The sequence below is a fragment of the Paenibacillus sp. PL2-23 genome (genome assembly GCF_040834005.1).
In the GTDB taxonomy this organism is placed as follows: Bacteria; Bacillota; Bacilli; order Paenibacillales; family Paenibacillaceae; genus Pristimantibacillus.
Genome location: NZ_CP162129.1, coordinates 1,939,845 through 1,959,703, shown reverse-complemented (window position 1 = coordinate 1,959,703; position 19,859 = coordinate 1,939,845). Strand labels below are relative to the sequence as shown.

Annotated in this window: 19 protein-coding genes; 6 read left to right on the top strand and 13 right to left on the bottom strand. The window is 50.3% G+C overall.

Translation table 11 applies throughout. The annotated features are described in order from the left end of the window. The first annotated feature begins 22 nt into the window (after positions 1-22). Entirely contained in the window at positions 23-910 is an 888-nt protein-coding gene (locus tag AB1S56_RS08245) for an AraC family transcriptional regulator (RefSeq protein WP_340872734.1), read from the top strand. Positions 911-919: 9 nt separating this feature from the next. Here AB1S56_RS08245 and AB1S56_RS08240 read toward each other — a convergent pair whose 3' ends face one another. Both AB1S56_RS08240 and AB1S56_RS08235 read right to left on the bottom strand, forming a co-directional pair. Next, positions 920-1,981, bottom strand: a complete 1,062-nt coding sequence (locus AB1S56_RS08240; protein WP_340872735.1) for a family 43 glycosylhydrolase — start codon at positions 1,979-1,981, stop codon at positions 920-922. A gap of 33 nt (positions 1,982-2,014) precedes the next feature. Further along, a complete protein-coding gene (locus AB1S56_RS08235) occupies positions 2,015-4,261 on the bottom strand; it encodes an FAD-dependent oxidoreductase (RefSeq protein ID WP_340872737.1) in 2,247 nt (748 codons plus the stop codon). 117 nt (positions 4,262-4,378) lie between these two features. Between AB1S56_RS08235 and AB1S56_RS08230 the strand changes: the two genes are divergently transcribed. From AB1S56_RS08230 to AB1S56_RS08210, 5 genes are all read left to right on the top strand, one after another. Beyond that, on the top strand, positions 4,379-5,152 hold the full coding sequence (locus tag AB1S56_RS08230) for an AraC family transcriptional regulator (protein ID WP_257446011.1): 774 nt from the start codon (positions 4,379-4,381) through the stop codon (positions 5,150-5,152). A gap of 123 nt (positions 5,153-5,275) precedes the next feature. Next, a complete protein-coding gene (locus AB1S56_RS08225; RefSeq protein ID WP_257446010.1) occupies positions 5,276-5,650 on the top strand; it encodes a helix-turn-helix domain-containing protein in 375 nt (124 codons plus the stop codon). Positions 5,651-5,806: 156 nt separating this feature from the next. Then, entirely contained in the window at positions 5,807-6,439 is a 633-nt protein-coding gene (gene hxlA / locus AB1S56_RS08220; RefSeq protein ID WP_257446008.1) for a 3-hexulose-6-phosphate synthase, read from the top strand. A 6-nt stretch (positions 6,440-6,445) separates the two neighbouring features. Further along, positions 6,446-6,997, top strand: coding sequence for a 6-phospho-3-hexuloisomerase (gene hxlB, locus AB1S56_RS08215; protein ID WP_340872740.1), 552 nt, complete (start codon positions 6,446-6,448; stop codon positions 6,995-6,997). 172 nt (positions 6,998-7,169) lie between these two features. Continuing rightward, positions 7,170-7,943: an IclR family transcriptional regulator gene (locus tag AB1S56_RS08210; protein WP_257446005.1), complete on the top strand. Its 774-nt coding sequence runs from the start codon at positions 7,170-7,172 to the stop codon at positions 7,941-7,943. A 413-nt stretch (positions 7,944-8,356) separates the two neighbouring features. Here the strand turns inward: AB1S56_RS08210 and AB1S56_RS08205 are convergent, their stop codons facing one another. The 11 genes from AB1S56_RS08205 to AB1S56_RS08155 all read right to left on the bottom strand — a co-directional run bounded on the left by AB1S56_RS08205 (position 8,357) and on the right by AB1S56_RS08155 (position 19,832). After that, complete coding sequence (locus tag AB1S56_RS08205) at positions 8,357-9,184, bottom strand: reverse transcriptase domain-containing protein (RefSeq protein WP_367903389.1); 828 nt, start codon at positions 9,182-9,184, stop codon at positions 8,357-8,359. Positions 9,185-9,285: 101 nt separating this feature from the next. Then, the gene (locus AB1S56_RS08200) at positions 9,286-10,299 is read right to left on the bottom strand and encodes a site-specific integrase (RefSeq protein WP_340873783.1); all 1,014 of its coding nucleotides are present in this window, start codon (positions 10,297-10,299) and stop codon (positions 9,286-9,288) included. After that, the gene (locus AB1S56_RS08195) at positions 10,280-11,266 is read right to left on the bottom strand and encodes a tyrosine-type recombinase/integrase (RefSeq protein WP_367903443.1); all 987 of its coding nucleotides are present in this window, start codon (positions 11,264-11,266) and stop codon (positions 10,280-10,282) included. Before AB1S56_RS08195 ends, AB1S56_RS08200 begins: the two co-directional genes overlap by 20 nt. Next, a complete protein-coding gene (locus AB1S56_RS08190; RefSeq protein WP_340873787.1) occupies positions 11,259-12,497 on the bottom strand; it encodes a site-specific integrase in 1,239 nt (412 codons plus the stop codon). The genes AB1S56_RS08195 and AB1S56_RS08190 overlap by 8 nt, the downstream gene beginning before the upstream one ends. A gap of 127 nt (positions 12,498-12,624) precedes the next feature. Further along, a complete protein-coding gene (locus AB1S56_RS08185; protein ID WP_367903442.1) occupies positions 12,625-13,272 on the bottom strand; it encodes a reverse transcriptase domain-containing protein in 648 nt (215 codons plus the stop codon). A 702-nt stretch (positions 13,273-13,974) separates the two neighbouring features. Beyond that, positions 13,975-14,085, bottom strand: coding sequence for a hypothetical protein (locus AB1S56_RS08180; protein ID WP_340872643.1), 111 nt, complete (start codon positions 14,083-14,085; stop codon positions 13,975-13,977). Continuing rightward, positions 14,079-14,717, bottom strand: a complete 639-nt coding sequence (locus AB1S56_RS08175) for an AraC family ligand binding domain-containing protein (protein ID WP_340872644.1) — start codon at positions 14,715-14,717, stop codon at positions 14,079-14,081. Before AB1S56_RS08175 ends, AB1S56_RS08180 begins: the two co-directional genes overlap by 7 nt. A gap of 98 nt (positions 14,718-14,815) precedes the next feature. Continuing rightward, positions 14,816-15,445 carry a bifunctional 4-hydroxy-2-oxoglutarate aldolase/2-dehydro-3-deoxy-phosphogluconate aldolase gene (locus AB1S56_RS08170; RefSeq protein ID WP_340872646.1) on the bottom strand — a complete coding sequence of 210 codons (630 nt, stop codon included), beginning with the start codon at positions 15,443-15,445 and terminating at the stop codon, positions 14,816-14,818. Positions 15,446-15,484: 39 nt separating this feature from the next. Beyond that, complete coding sequence (locus tag AB1S56_RS08165; protein ID WP_340872647.1) at positions 15,485-16,633, bottom strand: mandelate racemase/muconate lactonizing enzyme family protein; 1,149 nt, start codon at positions 16,631-16,633, stop codon at positions 15,485-15,487. Between the two features lie 132 nt (positions 16,634-16,765). Further along, positions 16,766-18,949: a family 78 glycoside hydrolase catalytic domain gene (locus AB1S56_RS08160; RefSeq protein ID WP_340872648.1), complete on the bottom strand. Its 2,184-nt coding sequence runs from the start codon at positions 18,947-18,949 to the stop codon at positions 16,766-16,768. A 37-nt stretch (positions 18,950-18,986) separates the two neighbouring features. Continuing rightward, positions 18,987-19,832, bottom strand: coding sequence for an AraC family transcriptional regulator (locus AB1S56_RS08155; RefSeq protein ID WP_340872649.1), 846 nt, complete (start codon positions 19,830-19,832; stop codon positions 18,987-18,989). Positions 19,833-19,859 lie beyond the last annotated feature (27 nt).

Sequence of the window (19,859 nt, the reverse complement as noted above, 5' to 3'; positions counted from 1 at the left end):
ATGAAACAGGGAGGAATTCAACGTGCAAGCAACAATGGAGAGCAGACGATTGAACCCGGTTGTCCATTGGGCGCAGCAGCATCGGCAGGCCAAGGAACGGGTAATTGAGCGGCGCATTCGAGATTTCGAAATTCTGCTGCTGGAGAATGGAGATGTGGAGGTTCAGATTGAATCGGAGGCGCCCTTCCGCGTTCAGCCTGGCCAATTTTTCCTGCTGCCCGCGAAGCTTAAGCATCGTGTTGAGGTGCTGTCGGAGCCAGACGCGCTGTTCCTTGGCGTTCACTTTGACTTCTACAATGAGCTCCTTATCGCGAAGGACGAAGACATTATTGTCTCTCTCGACCATCACGAGGGCGATTATCATTTTGGCAGCATGCCTCAGACGCCGGAATTTCTGGAATGGATGAACGCCGGCAGCCTGCATGCGACCTCTGAGGTGTACAGCCTGCTGGAAGCCGTTATTCATGAATTCACTCATCGGCCGGCAGGCTATATGATGTGCTGTCAGGGCCTGCTGCTGCAGCTGTTCGCTCATCTGTCGAGAGCTATTCATCAGCGTCAACGGGCAGGCGCCAGCGCCGGTATGCAGCTGGCGATTGCTGAACTGGCGGCTGCTATTGAGCAGAACGCTGGAGAGCTCTGGTCCAATGAAAGAATGGCGGATATGCTGAATATTAATGTGGATTATATGGGTCGTCTGTTCAAAAAAATCATGGGCACCAGCCCTAACAAATTTGTCCAGGGGATCCGTCACACCCAGGCCAAGCGACTGCTCCGCGACACCAACGACACGATCGAATGGATCGGCCATACCATTGGCTACACGGATGTTCATTATTTCGTTCGCATTTTCCACAAGTGGGAGGGCATGCCGCCAGGCGAATATCGCAAGTTTTGCAGGCTCCTGTAGCGTAAATATCTAGTGATTACATTTGTTATTGCACAAATGTTTTGTCCTTTCATCCACCTCAAACCTCTGAATATAATGCCATGGGCTGTTAATCTCATGACTGAGTCCCCAGCGCAGCCCTTCCAGCGGATGAATATCAGAATGCTCCGTACGGAACGGGCCTCCCGCTTCCGGAGGGTGCTCGATAAAGGCTTGAATTTCGAACTGCAGCCCGTCCTGAGCGAATTGAATTGTGTTACGTTCCGGTCCATCTGTCGTCAGCAAGGCCGCCATGCCCCCCTTGTATGGCCAGAGCAACGTCTCATGCCCGCTGTTCGTTATCGGATTGTACACCGATTTGGTATAAGGTCCCTCCGGTCGGTCAGCTACAGCGACTCCCCACTTGGTTTCCCTGCCCGCGCAGGTGAGCTGCTCACCCATAGGATAACCTTTATAATAAAGCCAGAATTGATCCTTATAGAAGAAGAGACATGGATCATTGGTCTTATGGCTGTCGAAGTCGCCTCTATGCTTGACTAGGTGGCGGTTGTCCACCTCTCCGAACCACTCCCCATTGCTTGCAGGCGACAGGATCGGCTCATCAGCCTTCACCCATGGACCGTCAGGAGAGCTCGATTGAGCAAGTCCGATATACTCCTTGGAGCGTCTCAAATAGGGGTGCTTCACGACCTGATAGACAAGGTAATACTTGCCGTTATGAGCCAGCACCTCAGGTGTAAAGACGCTTCGATCATCATAAGCGCCGGGCTCTCCTCGACCTACTGCGAGACCCTGTTCATGCCAGTTCACCCCGTCGTTGGATGTTGCATACCAGATCTCGGACCAATCCCATGGCCATACCTTGGCATCCAAATCGCCAGTATCATAGCCGACGCTTGAACCCGAGGATTTGGTATACCAGACATAATAGACCTCTCCGATCTTGATTACACTGCTGGGATCGCGCCGGTGAATGCCTTCCTCATAGCCCAGCCCCGTTACAGAAGCATATTTGAACTGGCAATACCAGGTGCTGTCCTTCCCATATTCGCGTTCTCTTGCTCTGCGCATAGCCAAGCTTTCTTGTCTCATGTGCTTAACACTCCTTGTCTGCTTAATGAATTCTTATTCGTACACGCGAATCTCGAACAATTCCGCACAGGCGGAGCCGTTTGTGGACTCCATTACAATTCGCATACGTTTTGCAGCCATGCCGGCCTGCAAGCGGTGAACCCTCTTGCGCTTGCGATTACCCTTTTCCATATGCACAAGCTTCCAAGCTCCGTCAGCCCCCAGCAGTTCAATACGATAGTCCTTCACAAGCTCCGGAATCACGTCAAACGGAGTACGATGATGATGCAGATTAATTAAGTCCTCGTTAACATCATCATTCCAGGTCAGATGCACTTCTCCCACTTCTACGGCGCTCTCCCAGCTAAGCTCCAGCCAAGCCTCCCGTCCCTCCAGCGGCTCCGAACGCCATAGATTGGGACCGCCATAAGGCCTTACCAGCCCATTCAGCACCTTCGATGCTGAGTACGCATCGGTTGCCGTATGCATACGGAAGCAGAATGGATGGCGATCCAGCTTCTCCGTTCTCCATTGCAGCACGGGCTGATCCGGCTGATCCTCAAGCCTAGGATCAACAATGGGCTGATTGCCCTTGCGGAACCCAAGCACACCGGTGTGCGGCAGACTGGACCGATGCAGGAGCACGCCCTTAGCTGCCTTGATAACAACAAACGCATTTTGAGCCGTATCAGGCTGCCACTCCAGATGGAACCGAACCCATTGATTTTTCCCGGGAGCTGTCTCAACGGTACAGGAATCAATAAGCTCTTGAGGCACATAATTTTGCGGCTTGCCGGTTGCATACAGCTCTACCGTAACCGACGCAGGGCTCTCGATATCGAGCAGCAGCTCCAGTCCGTTCAGGGAAGGCTCCACAGGAAACAAGATGCCCAAATCGGTATCGGCCGCTTCCGTCCTGTAAGCGTGTTCAACTGCAAGGCGTGCTGTCGAGCTGGATGCCGATACATGAGCCACTCTCGCCAGATCGCTGCTGTCGGCGTTGCGAATGCCAAGGACAGAGGCGTCTTGACGAAGCAGGGTTTGCTGCAGCTCCTCCAGATAGTGCTGATGCACTTCTCTTGGTGAGATGCCATATTGAACAGAAAGCGCGGCGCCGGTGCCGGCAGCTTCACCAATAACGGCACAGGTGGCCATCACTCTAGTTGTTCCAAACGCAACATGCGTGGCGCTAATGTCCCGTCCCGCCATCAGCATGTTGCTTACATTGATGGAATAGAGAGAGCGGAACGGAATATGATAGTTGCCGTCTGCATGCAGATGCTTGGAGCCGCTCTCTTGCGAATACACGCCTTGCGGCGGATGCAGATCAATCGACCAGCCGCCATAGGCCACTCGATCCTCGAACGGCTCTTGAGCCAATATATCATTCTGATTCAAAATATAATCACCAACAAATCGCCGATATTCCCGTTTGCCAGGAACTGCGCCGACCCACTCCAGCGTCATGCTTTCGGCGTCGAAGCTTCCTGAATTTTTAATATAATCCCAGATACCATAAATAACAGCCCACAGCTCATCGCGAATACGTTCATTGTCATGAACCGTATCCAATTCGCCGCCCCATTCAATCCACCAGTAAGCGCATCCATTATCGCCGCTGCGGATGACGCGGCGGATGGGAATAGAGGTCTCCGTGATATCGATCGCAAAGCTGGGCTTCACGTATTTGACAGGCTTGCCGACATCCTTTGTGTAGAATAGAAGCGTGCTGCCCAGTGTAATATCATCCGGAGTCTCCGGTGCCCAGTCTTCATTAAATTCAGCTCGCGCTTCACGGCCCAGCCTATACTTGGCCCCAGCCAGAAAACCGACCAGACCGTCTCCCGTACAATCCACATACGTCTTGCTTTCGAAGCGGATTCGCCTCTCCGAGCCCATCATCCAGCCCGTAACGGAGCGGATAACACGGTTATCGGCATCTCCGAAAGCCTCCACCTCATGGACATCCGTGTTCAGATACAGCCCAATATTGGCTTCCCTCTTCACCGTCTCATGTACAACCATGTCCCAATAATAAGGATTGCCGTCCGGATTCATATATTGATTCTCAACAAACATCTCTCCCATAATGCCGGTCTCTCTCGCAAAGCGATGGGTCCCATGGCCGGTTGCGCCGCACACCCATACTCTGACCTCACTGCTGGAGTTACCGCCCAGGACCGGGCGATTATTAACCAGAGCAACCGTATGGCCAAGTCTTGCTGCCGCAACCGCGGCACATACACCAGCCAAGCCGCCGCCGATGACCGTAATATCTGTTTTCACTGTTTCCAATTTCACCAGACTCACCTCTTATATACTTTTATTTCATCTTATATCACCCTGTTTTCATATGACATACAGTAAAGTATCATAAGGGATATACTTTATTTCATAGACGAGGTGAACACCATCGGATTGTACACCGGAGAAATTCGACTGCTTCATTATCATTACTGGGAGAGAAAACAAGCCTTTCAGTACAAAGAAGACATCTACCTCCATTGGGTCGCTTTTGCAGTGCTAGGGGGCCGCTTTCGGTACGAATTAGGCAGTTTGGAAGAGGGAGAAGCCGTTAACGGCGATTGGGTGGTCTGTCCGCCTGGAACGGCTTTTCGGCGTGAAGTTTTGCAGCCGCTCAGCTTTTTTTATCTGGGCTTTGAATGGTCAACACCTCCATCCAACCTGCCGCTGGGCAAGCTGACCTTCGCCGACCAAGAACGCCTTGCCTCTGCTTACCGATACTTGCAGCAGCTTGACGCTCTTCCTCCCGAACAGGCCATGTTGTGGCGCAATCGATTCATACAAGAGCTTTGGGACGGTTACGTTCTGCAGCAGCTGCTTCCAATGGCTGATTATTGGGGCACAGAAGATTCTCTCATGCTCAGCGCGCGACGCAAGCTTCAAGAGTTGGCCTTCCAGAATGTATCGATGAAAGAGCTTGCAGATGAAACAGGGCTAAGTCCCGTCCAGTTTACCCGTCGCTTCAAGGCTGCATTCGGCTGCTCAGCCTCGGAATATGTACGCCAGCTTCGCCTTGACCACGGGAAGCGACTTTTAATTGAGAGCCCCCTTACCGTGGATCATATCGCACAGGAGTGCGGGTATGACAATGGCTTCTACTTCAGCCGAGTTTTTTCCCTGCATATAGGGATGAGCCCCTCGGAATACCGAAAGACTCATCGGTTATAAGAATCAGATTCGGCCGCGGAGCCCTTCAACCGTGACAGCTCAAATGTTCTTCCCTGGACTGGACATGAAGCTAATATTCTTATAGTCTATGAAGACGGAATACCGAGGTGGAGGTGCTTAACTGTGGCGAAAGATATTCGTTCCCGAATCGAAATTGATCATATTAACTGTGAGAAAGAATTGACCCTAGCATTAATCGGAGGAAAGTGGAAGCTGATTATACTCTGGCACTTGGGCATGGATGGGACCAAACGGTTCAGTGAGCTGCAAAAGCTTATTCCACATATCACGCAAAAGATTCTCACCAATCAGCTCCGCGAGCTTGAAGAAGACCAGCTTGTGGAACGGACCGTCTATCCCGTTGTTCCGCCGAAGGTCGAATACAAACTGACCCCGCACGGAACAAGCCTGTTCCCGATCTTAAAGCTGATGTATAACTGGGGCAAGCATTATGGCGAAGAGGTGCTCGGAAGAAGCACAACCTCCTGCTCTCCTTAAAATCGACAGACTCCGCCTGGAGTCTGTTTTTGTTTCAAGGGCAGTTTCCTCCAGGATACGGACTTACTTGAAAGTGCGTACTTCCATTCCTTGCGCGATCGTACTACCATAAACTCATTGCGATCAACCACCTTCAATAAAGGAGAGATTCAACCTATGGAACTGCAATTGGCATTAGACCTTGTGAACATCCCGGAGGCAAAAGAAGTCGTTAAAGAGGTTGCCCCTTATATCGATATTATCGAGATTGGCACTCCTGTCGTCATTAACGAAGGCCTGCGCGCCGTCAAAGAAATAAAGGACGCGTTCCCGACGCTGAAGGTATTAGCCGATCTGAAAATTATGGATGCCGGCGGTTATGGAGTCATGAAGGCTTCCGAAGCCGGCGCGGATATTATTACTGTGCTTGGTGTGTCCGACGACTCAACGATCAAGGGTGCGGTTAACGAGGCGCGTAAGCAAAACAAAAAGATTATGGTCGATATGATTAATGTTAAAGATATTGCCTCGCGTGCGGCAGAGATTGACGCGCTTGGCGTAGACTATATCTGCGTTCATTCGGGTTATGACCATCAGGCGGAGGGCAAAAATTCGTTTGAGGACTTGGCTACGATCAAGCGTGTCGTCAAGCAGGCGAAAACAGCAATTGCAGGCGGCATCAAGCTTCAAACTCTGCCTGAGGTCATCAGCGCGCAGCCGGATCTGGTCATTGTCGGCGGCGGCATTACGGGTGCAAGCGACAAGCAGGCTGTAGCAGCTCAAATGCATGAGCTTATTAAACAGCGGTAAGCACGGATGAATATGCTGACTGTTTCATCTTCTATTCTTCAGGAGCTTGACCGGACGCTTAAAGCGGTCAACTCGGACGAAATCGAGGCGCTGACCAAGCAGATTACAGAAGCCGGGAACATTTTTGTAGCCGGGGCCGGACGCTCGGGACTGATGATGAGGGCATTCGCCATGCGACTGATGCATATGGGGTTCCACGTTTATGTCGTAGGCGAAACGGTTACCCCCGGCATTGCCGAAGGTGATCTGCTTCTCATCGGTTCAGGCTCAGGCGAGACCAAAACCCTGGCAAGCATGGCAGCTAAAGCCCATAACATCAAGGCAACGATTGGCGTCTTGACCATTGCTCCAGATTCAACCATAGGTCAACTGGCTTCTACCATTGTGCATATCCCAGCTGTTACCAAGGACAGCACATCGGGCAGCTCCAATCAGCCCATGGGCACGTTGTTCGAGCAATGCCTGCTGCTTCTATTGGATGCGACCGTGCTTCGGCTAATGGAGAACATGAAGCTTCAAGGTACAGCGATGTACAACAATCACGCCAATCTGGAATAGCATCCCCGGCAAACCTGGACACGGCATCCCCTTCCCCTATGGAATGGGATGCCGTGTTGCTGTTTGTTCGCTTCGATTGACCACCGCTTCAGCAACTTTCCCCTTGAACCTTCAATTGAAGTAACATACTATGGAGTTATGAATCGGTTAATGATGGAGGCAATCCGCGCTCATGACGAACAAGAAATATAAGGCCCCAGCAGCCGAGAAGGTGCTGGATATTCTGGAGCTAATGGCCAGAGAGAACAAGTCCTTTTCGGTTACGGAGATCAGCAACACATTATCCATTACAACAAACTCTGTTTTTCGGATTTTGAAGGAGCTGGAGGAGAAGAAGTATATTCAGAAAAGGGAAAGTGACAGCACCTATCAGCTGACCGGCAAGCTGTATTATCTTGGCAGCTCCATCGCCAACCGGATTACGCTGAAGGAGGTAGCGGAGCCCTCCATGCGCGCCCTCAGAGACGGCACAAGGGAAACGACCTTGCTCACGAGGCCAGGCTCGCTGGGCAGAACGCTGGTTGTGGATCAGCTGGAGAGTCTGGAGCCGATCAAGTTTCTCTCGACTGTCGGTCTGGAATATCCCTCCCACACCTCCGCGATGGGCAAGGCGATGCTGGCCTACAGTCCGGATCTGCTGGAGCTGTATCTGGCCCATCATGAGCTGGAGCCTGCAACTCCCGGCTCTATTGCCGATCCGGCGAAGCTCAGAGAGGAAGCGGAGCAGATTCGCTCACAAGGCTACTCGCTCGACATGGAGGAATCCTGTGAGGGACTTCGGTGCATCGGTGTGCCCATTATGAATGCGGCCGGCCAGATCGAAGGAGCCATTGGCGTATCCGGTCCCATCTTCCGCATGTCGAAGAAGACTATGGACCGCTATATCGGTCTCGCTCTGGAGCAATCCCAGGCGATCTCGGAGCAGCTTGGCTACAGGAAACCATAGCGTGCAAGGTGAAACGGCTGCCGCCGTCCTTGGCGGCGCAGCCTGCGTTTCGTGTTGAAATATAAGCCCAGCCATTGTGGCTTCTAACGAACATAAAAAACCTTTACACCTTCTAATCGGTCGACCGAATTTGTAACGTACATTTTCGAACGTTAGAACGAAATTTAATGGAATGTCGGTGCGTTGAGGACGGCTAAGCGTCCAATTTGACCGTTACATACTGGGCAGCGCCAAATTGGAGCTCTAAGTGCGTTTTTTGTCCGTTAGCATTGTGGCATCCAAACCTATAAGCCCAGTATAGAGAAAGCTTTCTTATATGATAAAGTAGGGAAACCACTCTCATGGCTTCCCCCTTATCGAACCGTACGTGCCCTACTAAGGCATACGGCTCACCAACGTGTTTCAACATGTGATCAATAAGTTGCTAGTCGCTGGGCATATTGCATTTTACGAACGCGCTCGGGAGTATAATACTCCTCGCCGCGTTCTTTTGCTTTTTGCACTTTACGTTGTTGTTTTGCTGCCTGACGCGTCTTCATGTAATCTAGGTAATCGTCAAGGGAGTAGCCATATTGCTCATGGAGGTACAGCCAGTGCGCAGGAATGAGTCCAATACGAGCAAAGAACTCGTTGTTCCATTTCGTTTTCATCGCATGTCCCTTCCTTTGACTTGGATGTTTGTGTATCATGGCGACTCGTAGCCTCTTCCTTATATACCCATCCACGTCTAGTAGGTTATTACGACATGCATTTACGAAGCAGCGGCTTTCTTGCCCGTACCTTCTGTTTTCCTCCATCGCTTTGAACAAGTTCAGAAAGTAATTCACCTTCCCACGTATGACGGGATTTACTCTCTCCAACCACTCCTTTTTGTTGAGGGTCAGCGTCTTCTTCGTTTTGGCTTTGATCTTCTGTTTGAAGTCCTTCCACGTGCTGTCCTTCGGCTTGGCTATGAAGTAGCGCTTTCCATCTTTTTTGCGTTCCCGCCAATGCTGGAATGTAAAGCCCAGAAAATCAAAATCGTCGTCATTGAAATTTACCGTTTTCGTTTTCTCTATGGCTACTTCGAGCCCTAGCTCTTGTAGCTTCGTTTGGGTAATTTCCGCGGCTCTCTTGATCTCCTCTTCTGTTTTGGCAAAAAGCAAGAAGTCATCTGCATAGCGCACGAATCGGATGCCATGCTCCTCTAGCTCCCAATCGAGCTCGTTTAGATACAGGTTGGCAAGTAGCGGCGATATCACGCCCCCTTATGAGAAGTAAAGTATTATGCAAAGTAAACAGTACGAACCTAGGATAGATCAGGGGTTGACCGCAATTTTACTTTGCATAATACCGGGTCAAGCTAAAGGCTGGTCAGCCACTCGATGAGGCCCTCGTCTTGGTTCCATTGGGGAAGCCCCTCCACCACCATGTTGGGATAGGCCTGCTCCAACGCCTTTCTTTTTAACTCTGTATCTGCCCGTGCGTACACTTCCGTTGTCGCAATATCAACATGTCCGAGCAAGTCTCGAATGTAAATTAGATTTACCCCGGCCTGTAATAAATGCATCGCTTTAGTATGTCTCAGTACATGTGGAGTCACCTTATCTGGAATGGCGGAAGAGACTGCACGAGCACGAGCAACATATTTATCCAAGATAAAGGCGACACCTTCCCGCGTCATCTTGCTATGTTGGCGGTTACAGAAAAGCGGCCGGTCTTGCTCGCCATTGTGTAGCAAGCGGTTCTCGACCATATACTGCCGGAGTATAGCCTCCGTGTTTGACATAATAGGGACATGTCTTGTCTTTCGTCCTTTGCCAGTCAGACTTAGAACTGGTGGCGGGTCTAAGCGAACGTCTCGGACACGAAGATCAACCAATTCCTGTACCCGTGCTCCCGTATCGTACAAAACGGATAGCAGCGTCGCATCTCTGCGGCCTCCGGGCGTTTCCAGATCGGGCTGCGCCAGTATGAGTTGCAACGAATCGGGGGTAAGATGTTTCACCGTCGGCTTTGGTGTCTTTTTCATTGGAATGGCTAGGATCTTCTGGTAGATGACTAAACCGACAGGATGTTCCGTCTGTACATAGCGAAAAAACGCATGGATGCAAGCCAGACGTTGGTTCCGCGTAGAAATGCCGTTGTTTCTTTCCTCTTCGAGCCACTTTAGAAAGGCGAGAACAAGTGCCTCATCTACTTGCGCCAAGGTAAGCCGTTCAATCAAGAGCCCGTTCTGTTTGCAGTACGTGAGGAACAACTTAAACGTATCGCGGTAGGAAGAGATCGTATTAGGACTCATATTCCGCTGTCCCGGAAGATAAGCAGATAAATAGCGGGATAACACCTTGGCAAAGTCAGTCGGCTTCAAGATCATCGCCTCCCTTAGCGGGGATCACGTGGCCGAAAGCATGTTCCACCTTTGTCGTAATATCCGGGTAAAGCTCCGCGGTTAGTCTCAAGTATTGGGATGTATCGCTAAACGAATGGTGTCCTAAGTACGTTTTAAGGACTGGCAAATAAGCGGTTAGGTCTTTTCCTTCCAGAACCCAGCGACGCAGGCAGTGGACGGCAAACGTATGGCGGAAGTCGTGGATGCGTGGTCCCTTTCCCCACCCTCCGTGGGAAATTCGAGCCTTCCATAGGAATTTTCGAAAGTTCTTGTACACATTGTTGTGAGTGACTGCTTGTCCGTTCGGGTTCGGGAAAAAATAGACGTCCGCACCCGAAAACATATGAACCTGCTTCACATAGGTATGGCATCGCTGAAGAAGCTCATGAGAAAGGGGGACGAGCCTGTCTTTATCGAACTTCCCATCCAGAATGGTTAGCACACCGTTTTCCAAGTCCACATCCCGCATTTTAAGATGAAGGGCCTCTGAAATCCGCAGACCGCATCCGTAAAGCATACGAAATAAGAGTGGCATAATCCATTGTCTGTTGGGAACCTCGGGACGGTAATGACAAGCATCAGCTTGCCTAAAAATCGCCGCGAGTTCCTCATTGCTGAATATATATGGGATGTATCGTGGTTCCTTTGGCAAGGTGTTTTTGGGCAGTATGTAAGCTTGGATGCCAAGCCGACTCATATACAACGCTAACTGCCGGACCACCACGACTCTGTTACGGAGGGTTGCCTGGGCTTCATTTGGCCTCTTCTGGTTCCAGGCTTGAACGAGTTCTTTAGAGAGTACAGACTCGGTGTAGCCATATTCCAAACAAAATTGATCAAATTTGTACAGTGACCGGGCGCTACTGTCGTATTTGTAGCCGAGCGACTGTTTTTGGCAGATCACTTCCCGGATGTAGGTTTGGAATGGACTACTGTAGATGTATTCAGGCATGGGGGAGTACCCCCTCAGGGTTCAAGGCACACTCGCGTAGCATCTCTACATCAACTTTCAGATAAACGGCTGTCGAGTCCGAACTCACATGCCCCAATATGTCGGAGATGACAGACAAAGGAGTATTCTCTTGAAGAAGCCGGCTAGCCAGCGTATGCCGTAAAGAATGCATTCCTCTTTTCTTCTGGGGACTCATTGGGATCTTGGCTAGCTTCATGTATTTCTCAATGATCCGGTGTAGATGGTGCTCGTCTGCGAAAGGCTCAAGCGGTGCAAGATGCCGCAAAAATACAAAGGGAGAATCCACTTTCGGACGCCCGTGTTTGAGGTAGTCAATAATCGCCCAACCGACGTCCGGTAAAAGCGGCAAATGTAGCTCTCTCGAAGTCTTCGACTGCATAAGCGTGATACGATTCTCTTGCCATTTCAGATTCTCCAGCTTCAATCGTTTAAGGTCTATGGATCTTAGCCCCAGACGAGCAACGATGAGAATCATAGCATAATCCCGTTTTCCGGCTGGGTTGCCTCTGTCAATTGCCTCAAGCAGTTTCGTCACATTCTCTGGTGACCAGACGGAAGGAATACGGCTTTGCTTTCTCGCATTTATGGACGGGATGACTGCAGTCAGATCCAGCGGATGAAGCTGGTTGTTGTGAAGGAAACGAAGAAAAGAACGAAGCGCGCAAAGTTGTTGCTCGACCATCTTGTAACTGTATCCGAGTAAGGTGTTGATGTAGTCGTTCAAGCTGGCAGCGGAGATAGCCGCACAGTCTGAAATCCCCTTAGATTCCAAGAAGCTCAAAAATTTTTCAGTGGCCTTCCTGTAATGTTGCTGTGTTGCTCTTGAATAGTCCTTCCTTTCGCAGTGCATGCAGTAGCGTTGGAGCATTTCTTCGTACGCCATACTTTGTAATAACTTTTTCTGCTTGTAATATCGGCGTAGAATGCAGCCATGCAGTTGGTAATCTCCAAGCATTCTAACTACCCGGAAGACATTGATGATGGACTGTGTAAGGTTCCCGGCTTTCTCGAGTTCGAAATAATTGTACTCCCGTTCGAGAAAGCGAAGTCCGGCCTCCTCGGAAAAGTGATGAATGCTTTCCGACTCCAAATAGCTGGCAATTCGTCGCCACATCGATCTGTAATACTTGATCGTCTGCTCGTTGTAATGCAGACGGTACAGTTCTTTCTCGAGACAGGTCGTTAACTCTCGAAAAGGTAGGATTTCCATGATGATACCCCCGAAATGTGTAGTGAGAAGGTTCTTCTCCTACTAAACATTTCGGATATTATGCAAAGTAATCTGGAACAAATCCCTTTACTACCAGAGGCTTGTGGGGTTTACTTTGCATAACGAGTTACTTCTCATAAGGGGGCTTATGCAAAGCTTTGCATAATCCGCCCTGGGGGGTGCCAGAGTCTACCTCGTGGTATTTTCCTTCTTCCATGTACCCTGCCTTCAGCCATTTCCAGATCATGTCTAACACTGTTCCATCCGCTATATATTTCGTAAGCACTCGCATAAGACTCTTGTGCGAAATGTTATCGAAAAAGCCCTTGATATCGCAGTCGTAAATGTAATTGTGATCTGTCTCGACGTTCCATAGGATGATCTGTGCTACCCGTTTCGCCCCATAGTTGGGTCGGTATCCGCATGACCAACGATGGAAGATGAGTTCTTCACACTTTGGTTGAAGAACGTTGACAATGGCTTGCTGTACGATCCGATCTTCGATATTGGGTATACCTAGCGGTCGCAATTTCCCGTTCTTCTTGGGTATATACCGTCTGCGCACGGGAGATGGGACATACTCCTTCGCCCTCAGCTTGTTCAGGAGACTGGCAAGATTGTCCTTCAGTTTCCTCCCGTACGTTTCCAGTGTTACTCCGTCGATGCCTCCGGCTCCTTTATTTGCCTTGACTTGTTCCCACGCTTCATAAAGTCGCCTCTCGAACAAAATCTGCCCGTAGATGCTGTGCCACTTTAGCTTCAACTCTTGATTCATGTCTATCTCCCACCTTTCATTGCGCCCATTCCGTTCGTTCTTACCGCAGTATCGTTACGGTTGTTCGACGCTACATTCAAGTGTTCGTTCACGAGGTCGTTCCCCTTCCGTTCAGCAGACGTTTGGTCGCCTGCCTACTTCCGTACTATGAGAACGTCTGAATTCTCTGACATGAGTATCACTTCGGCGAAGCCTTATAGATACCCATCCTTTGCAGGGAGGACAGAGAACCTCACGGGGTCATCGTATCTTCCTTCTGAACATACCCAGCACCTTCACATGATAAGTCACTGTTGCTCGTCTGGCTCTTGGGGCAACAGTTTGCCGTGTAGCAGGCTTCCCGTTATTTACGCACAGTCGCCGACTTACCCCGCCGCTGCGTGCTTCACGCTTTCGCATTTGGGTCTGCTCATCCGCCTACGGGTCTCTCGACTATCCGCATCTCCTTCAGACAAGTACCTCGCGATTCCTGCCCTAGATTAGGCTTCTCAAGCTGTACCAGAACTCTTGAGGAAGGACTTACACCTTCGAGAAAAGTTTTCGTTCCAGGCTCTCGGCTCGTTTTTACTTTATGTATCGTTACCGCCGCCTGTAATTGATCACTCATAGCGCATAAGCGCTAGTGATACGACTGCCCGTCGCACATAAAGAAGCCCGGACATCGACGTCCGGGCTTCCTTCTTTCTTCTTATCAATCTGCCGCTAAGGCGCGAGAATGGCGGCAAGCACCTGTGCTGCCTCTTCCCGTCTCGTAATCCCCAGCGGAGCAAATACGTCTTCACCGCGTCCTTGCATCCAGCCAAGCTTCAGCATATCGGCAATCGCTTCTTGCGCCCATCCTGCTGCTTCGTCCAGATCTGACGCCGTTTTGGCCTGCCCATGGGCCGGAATCCGGTCGATATAGGCCTTGGCGCGATAGAGCATAACCGCCATCTCTTGCCGTGTAATCGAATGAGCTTCAGCCGGTCGTAAGCCGTTCCCATAGCATAGTGATGCAAGAGCTTATTCATTCTGACGCAGATGCCCTGAAAGTCGCTCACCTTGAGACGTTTCAGCTCAATGGTTTGGGGCAATTGGCCCCTCAGAAGGCTCATTCCCTTAGCATCCGCAATCTCTGCCTCTGCTTCTGTCTCCGTCTCTGCCATCTGGTGATCATGCTCCTCCGTCTCCGGAGCGCCGAACGTAATCCAATACCATTCGGAGCCTGGCAGCGTTTGCGGCAAGCCATAGTGGCGCACGCCCCGCTTCATCAGGAAAACCTCGCCGGGCGAAATATGATATTCGGTGCCATCTTCAATAATATGGACAAGTCCTTCCCTGACAACAATCAACACGTCATGAGGCAGAACACGGTCCATATGGGCCCACAATGCGGTTGTCCTGAACAAGCCAACATTGTCCACGGCGGGCACCCGATCCGTTCGGAATTTGACGGTATGCTGCATAATCAGCAACGCCTCCTCTTGTTCCATTCCAACCAAAAGAGGAATCGCCGGAACGATTCCTCCATAAGCTTATCTATTCATCCTACCATTGATACAGGTCAGCCTTCAATATGCCTTACAAGCTCACGCGCATTGGACGTTATCGCGGCATAGTTATGCGCCATAACATCGGCATGGGAGACCAGACCGCTTCCGGCACCGACCGCAATCGCACCAGCCTGTATATAAGCCGCCGCCAGCTTAGCTGTTATCCCGCCGACCGCCATGAACTTGACATGATTCAATGGCGCTAACAGCTCCTTCACATAGCTCGGGCCAAAGGACGTGCAAGGGAACAGCTTCACGTACGGCGCTCCCGCCGTTACAGCACGCACAACCTCCGTCGGCGTAAGCGCTCCGGGAATTGGGACGCTGGAGCGGGATAACGCCGCCTCAATCACTCTTTCATCCGTGTGGGGCGAGATTAGAAATTCGGCCCCTGCATCCGTCGCGCGTTCCACGTCCAGAGCGGTAATAACTGTCCCGGCGCCAATCGACATTTTCCCCTCATATTGGCCCCTCATAGAGCGAATCCCCTCCAGAGCCCCCTCCGAGTTCAACGTAATTTCGGCTGCCCGAATTCCGCCCTCATAGAGCGCCTCCATCACATTGGGCAGTCTGTCCAGCGGGACATTGCGCAGAATGGCCACAACCTTGCTTGTCTCTATCTGCTGCTGTACAGTTAACATCCCTTCATCTCCTCTTTATTCGGCACTTCGATGCTCGCTTTAAGCCTTCACCGCATATTTGTCAATAATGTCTCGATTAATCTCCACACCAATACCAGGTCCATCCGGAATCGCCACCATACCATCCTTCATCGTAATGGCATGACCAATCAGATCCGCGCGGAATGGATGGGATGATTGGTCGTATTCCAGCATAGGCTCCTCAGGGAAGAGGCCCAGCGGGGTCGGCGCCAATGACGCAATGAATTGGAGGGAGGCGGCAAGACCAACTCCAGAGCCCCATACATGCGGAACCATCATCGTATTCCAGGCTTGCGCGAGCGTCGCAATCTTCTTGCATTCCGTGAAGCCTCCCGAGGAGCAGAGGTCCGGCTGCACAATGTCAAGCGCGCCTTGCGCAATCCAGTGACGGTAGCCCATCTTGCCGAACAGATTCTCACCGGACGCAATCAATGTTCCTGTAAGATGGCGGATCGCTTTATAGCCGTCAATATCCTCAGGAGCCAGCAGCTCTTCCATAAAATACAGCTTAGACGACTCCGACTCCAGCAGCAGCCTTCTTGCCAGTCCCGTGTTATAGGCGCCATTGGCATCCGCCATGAGCCGCATTTCCGGTCCCACCGCTTCCCGGACGGAGGTGATCAAGGCCAGATCCTCGTCTATGCCGAAGCCGATCTTAAGCTTCATGGCGCGAAGACCATTCGCCTTATGCTGCAACGCCTCTGCTACGCCATCCGCGGGGTAGCTGCCCTTCGCCGTCCGGTAGAAGCCGGTCGCATACGGCATAACCTGCGTGCGGAACGTGCCGCCGAGCAGCTTGCTGACGGGAAGGCCGCAGCTTTTGCCCTTAATGTCCCACAATGCGATATCAATGCCGCTTATAGCATTCACCGCCGCGCCGCCTTGGCCGTAAGGACGAGACAGATTGTACATTTCCTCCCAGAGCACATCCGTGTCATGAGGATCTCTTCCTATTAGAAGTGGCGCAAACGCGTGTCTAATAAAGGCGGCGGCAATCTCCGGCGGCTGGAGCCCATGGCACAGACACTCTCCCCATCCTGTAATACCGGCATCCGTCTCGATCTCCACCAGCACCGAAGAGCGCTGCTTCACCCAGCCTTGAGAGAAATAAAAAGGTTCCTCCAGCAGCGATTTCATGACGTGCACTTGAATGTTTGTTATCCGCATCCCGCATTCCCCTTTGCGTTCAATTACTTCAATTATACCCCCCTCGTTTTTTATGTCAAACATAATTTTATATATAAACGTTTGTGTTCATATTGCTTCCATATCCATCATTATGTTTTTTGGCGGCCTCTGTTAAACAATTTGTTTAGTGACAGGTACACGAACTTGTATGTTGTTGTCCTTATAGCACACGCTTATTCGCCCTGCTGGTGTCTCGAATTCTAACTGGAGAGCATCGAGCGCTTGAGGAATGTGAGGCTTGAAGCCTACCTTCGTCCAGCCCGGCTCTGCCGGAGACAGGCCCATGATATCCTCAATGAGAATCAAGATCGGAGCACTGGCCCACGGATGACATAAGCTTGTATTCCACTTATGCTCCTTGGACCAGCTCTCAAAGCAGGTAGTGGCCCCTTCCTTAATCATCGTTGCCCAGGAATTTTCATCCGTGGACGTCATCAAATCGTAAGCTAGCTCGTGTTCCCCTGCGACAGCAAGAGCTTTCAGGACAAAATATGCCATATACACGCCGCATGACAGACGCTTCTTCCGAATGAGCTCGATGACAGGCTGCTTCCCATCTGCTGGGACTAATCCGAACAACAGCGGCAATGCATTAGCATGCAGAGAGGAATGTAAGGAGCCTGCCGCATCGACAAACAATCCAGTTTCCTCATGATAGAACGCTTCGGTATAAGCCTGGCGCAAGCTTGCTAGCTTCTGCTCATCTGAACATTCGCCAAGAATTCCGCCCATTTCCATTACACTCACATGCGCTCCATAATAAAAGGCATTTAAGACATTATGACAGCCATCGCCAACCGGCTTTCTTAGATCAAAGTCGTATCCGTCTCTCAGTCCATCAGGCCAATCTACTAGATTCCATTTATCCGTGACCCGCTCCAGGAGCCCGTCACTTCTTTCATAAGCAGCGAAATGCTCTAATATTCCCAAGGCATGCGGATACATCTCACGCAGGAATTCCATATCGCCGCTCATTTTGTAGTACTTCAACAGCTGCATCGGCCACTGCAGGGAGAAATCGGCAATTTCCTGCATGTAATGTCCCGGCGCAACAGCCATTAGACCCGGGCACACCTTGGAGGAGAGGATCACATAATCCAGCAGTGCTTTACGGTATAATCTAAGATCGCCACTTAAGTAGGCCTGGGTTGGAGCAATTATCGTATTGTCTCCCAAGTACTGTCCCTTCTCGCGCGACGGACAATCCACATACCCCTCTTGAGAGCCATATTTCACCCCATTCCGACAGATTGACCAAATATTATTTAACAAAGAGTCAGAGGATTCGAAGATACACGCGTCCTCCTTCATCGGGTAATGCCTCACAATTGCTGCTATACTCGTCAAATCAATGTGTATCCCCGGTTCATAAGACAAAAGCTCTACATAACGGAACGCTTTGTAATCAAAAAACTCAAACTCGTCAACGCCACCCGACAAGGTGCATACCTCTTGATAAGTACAATTACATCTCATCTCATAACGAACAGCGCCATCGTCCTGAAGCTCTTCACCATATCGAACCTCAATTTTGCTTCCAGCCTGTCCGTTAGCAGTGAACTTCACTTGTCCCGTCACTTCTTCGCCAAAATCTATGCGGTAATGCCCCGGCGCCGCTTGTGTTATTTGAACAGGAGACTTCTCATATACCGATACAGGAGGGGTAGGCTGCAGATACAGCACATGATCGGTGGATTGGACAACAGCCTCTTCCCATGCAGAGTCGTCAAATCCGTTGGCTTTCCATTCCGGCTGCTTGAGCCGCAGGTCAAGGGGCTCTCCAAATTGTGTATCATACCCTATGATTTCACCGTGACCGTATTCTTCCGTATTCCAGCATCTCCAGGTTGAATCCGTATGCACGAATACCTCATCATCGATTCGAAGCTCCGCAATCATACCTTGCCGATTGTCTGCACTGTTATACGCTCTGCAGATTAATCCGTGATAATAGACGTGAACAGCAATTACATTGGGCCCAGGACGAAGAAGCTCCGTCACATCGTAACGATTATAATAGTAATGATCAAATGTAGACTGGGCTGGTCCTTGACCTGCCAGATGCCCATTGATATATAGCTTGTAGTAATCATCAGCTGTAATATCCAGTACAGCGCGCTTCATGCTTTTATCCAGCTCGAACGATTTCCTAATTAACCAGTGACGATTGGCTAGATCCACTCTGTGCTCTATAGCAACAGGCTTGCTCTGTTCTTTATGAAAAAGATTGTCAGGAGGGGACACCCCTTCAAACGCCTTATCCATTAACCAGCTTGCTGACCATACTTTATCCATGTTATCGCCCCTTTGGCATGATCCTTACATGCTCGAATCAAAAATGAATGTCCTTGCGTATGCCCTGAATTTCCTTTCGCTTCCACTGTCCAGGACTAATTCCTTCTACCTGCTTAAACACGCGATTAAAATGATGTATATTTTTAAAGCCTACCTCCGGTGCAATTTCTTTAAGCGTCAGTTCCGAATAGGCCAGTAATTCCTTGGCCTTCCCGATTCGGAGCTCTTTGATATACATGGAGATCGATTGGCCGCATACTCGCTTGAACATTTGTCCCATGTAATTTTTATGAAACCCGATGCGTTTCGCCATATCCGCCACTCGCAGCTCGCCCGAATAGTGATGCTGAATATATGCCTTTGTCCGTTCAACGATTACCTGTCCATCTTCCGTCCCAGACAATACCTCCATACCTAATAAGCGGCTATGACTGAAGGTCTGTGCCTCTGTTGATTTTCTATGGAGCATGTACACGATTTTCAACAAATTCAAGCTGGCCATCTCGCGAAAAAAAGGCTGTTGATGCGTTCCCTCATATTTGATCTGCTCCAGCAAAACCACCATTTCCTTGGGCACCTTCGTATGCAGTCCAGTGATTTGCTTCATCAGTTGGTTTAACCTGGTGCTGTGAATGCGGAATTTGACATCAAGTGTTTTGACAACTGATTGGTTATCATGAATAAAGCCATGTTCTACTCCAGGAGAAATAACGGCGCAATACCCTCGACTCAACGGATATGGCTCCCCTCCATATGAGAAATTAATGTCCCCATCAATCAAATAAATGATTTGATAATAGTCATGAGCGTGCACAGCCAGTTGTATACCTTTTTCGTAATCATATCGCGATACCCAGATCAACTCTATCTCCAATTTGTGCATAGGCATCCCCCCGTTCCACCAGCACAA

What these genes read in the sequence shown, in the direction of transcription:
- AB1S56_RS08155 (WP_340872649.1), bottom strand. Translation starts at nt 19,832, where the DNA reads ATGCACAAATTGGAGATAGAGTTGATCTGGGTATCGCGATATGATTAC.
- hxlB (WP_340872740.1), top strand. Translation starts at nt 6,446, where the DNA reads ATGAATATGCTGACTGTTTCATCTTCTATTCTTCAGGAGCTTGACCGG.
- AB1S56_RS08185 (WP_367903442.1), bottom strand. Translation starts at nt 13,272, where the DNA reads ATGAATCAAGAGTTGAAGCTAAAGTGGCACAGCATCTACGGGCAGATT.
- AB1S56_RS08210 (WP_257446005.1), top strand. Translation starts at nt 7,170, where the DNA reads ATGACGAACAAGAAATATAAGGCCCCAGCAGCCGAGAAGGTGCTGGAT.
- AB1S56_RS08190 (WP_340873787.1), bottom strand. Translation starts at nt 12,497, where the DNA reads ATGGAAATCCTACCTTTTCGAGAGTTAACGACCTGTCTCGAGAAAGAA.
- AB1S56_RS08170 (WP_340872646.1), bottom strand. Translation starts at nt 15,445, where the DNA reads ATGTTAACTGTACAGCAGCAGATAGAGACAAGCAAGGTTGTGGCCATT.
- AB1S56_RS08180 (WP_340872643.1), bottom strand. Translation starts at nt 14,085, where the DNA reads ATGCTGAAGCTTGGCTGGATGCAAGGACGCGGTGAAGACGTATTTGCT.
- AB1S56_RS08175 (WP_340872644.1), bottom strand. Translation starts at nt 14,717, where the DNA reads ATGCAGCATACCGTCAAATTCCGAACGGATCGGGTGCCCGCCGTGGAC.
- AB1S56_RS08200 (WP_340873783.1), bottom strand. Translation starts at nt 10,299, where the DNA reads ATGATCTTGAAGCCGACTGACTTTGCCAAGGTGTTATCCCGCTATTTA.
- hxlA (WP_257446008.1), top strand. Translation starts at nt 5,807, where the DNA reads ATGGAACTGCAATTGGCATTAGACCTTGTGAACATCCCGGAGGCAAAA.
- AB1S56_RS08160 (WP_340872648.1), bottom strand. Translation starts at nt 18,949, where the DNA reads ATGGATAAAGTATGGTCAGCAAGCTGGTTAATGGATAAGGCGTTTGAA.
- AB1S56_RS08240 (WP_340872735.1), bottom strand. Translation starts at nt 1,981, where the DNA reads ATGAGACAAGAAAGCTTGGCTATGCGCAGAGCAAGAGAACGCGAATAT.
- AB1S56_RS08195 (WP_367903443.1), bottom strand. Translation starts at nt 11,266, where the DNA reads ATGCCTGAATACATCTACAGTAGTCCATTCCAAACCTACATCCGGGAA.
- AB1S56_RS08165 (WP_340872647.1), bottom strand. Translation starts at nt 16,633, where the DNA reads ATGCGGATAACAAACATTCAAGTGCACGTCATGAAATCGCTGCTGGAG.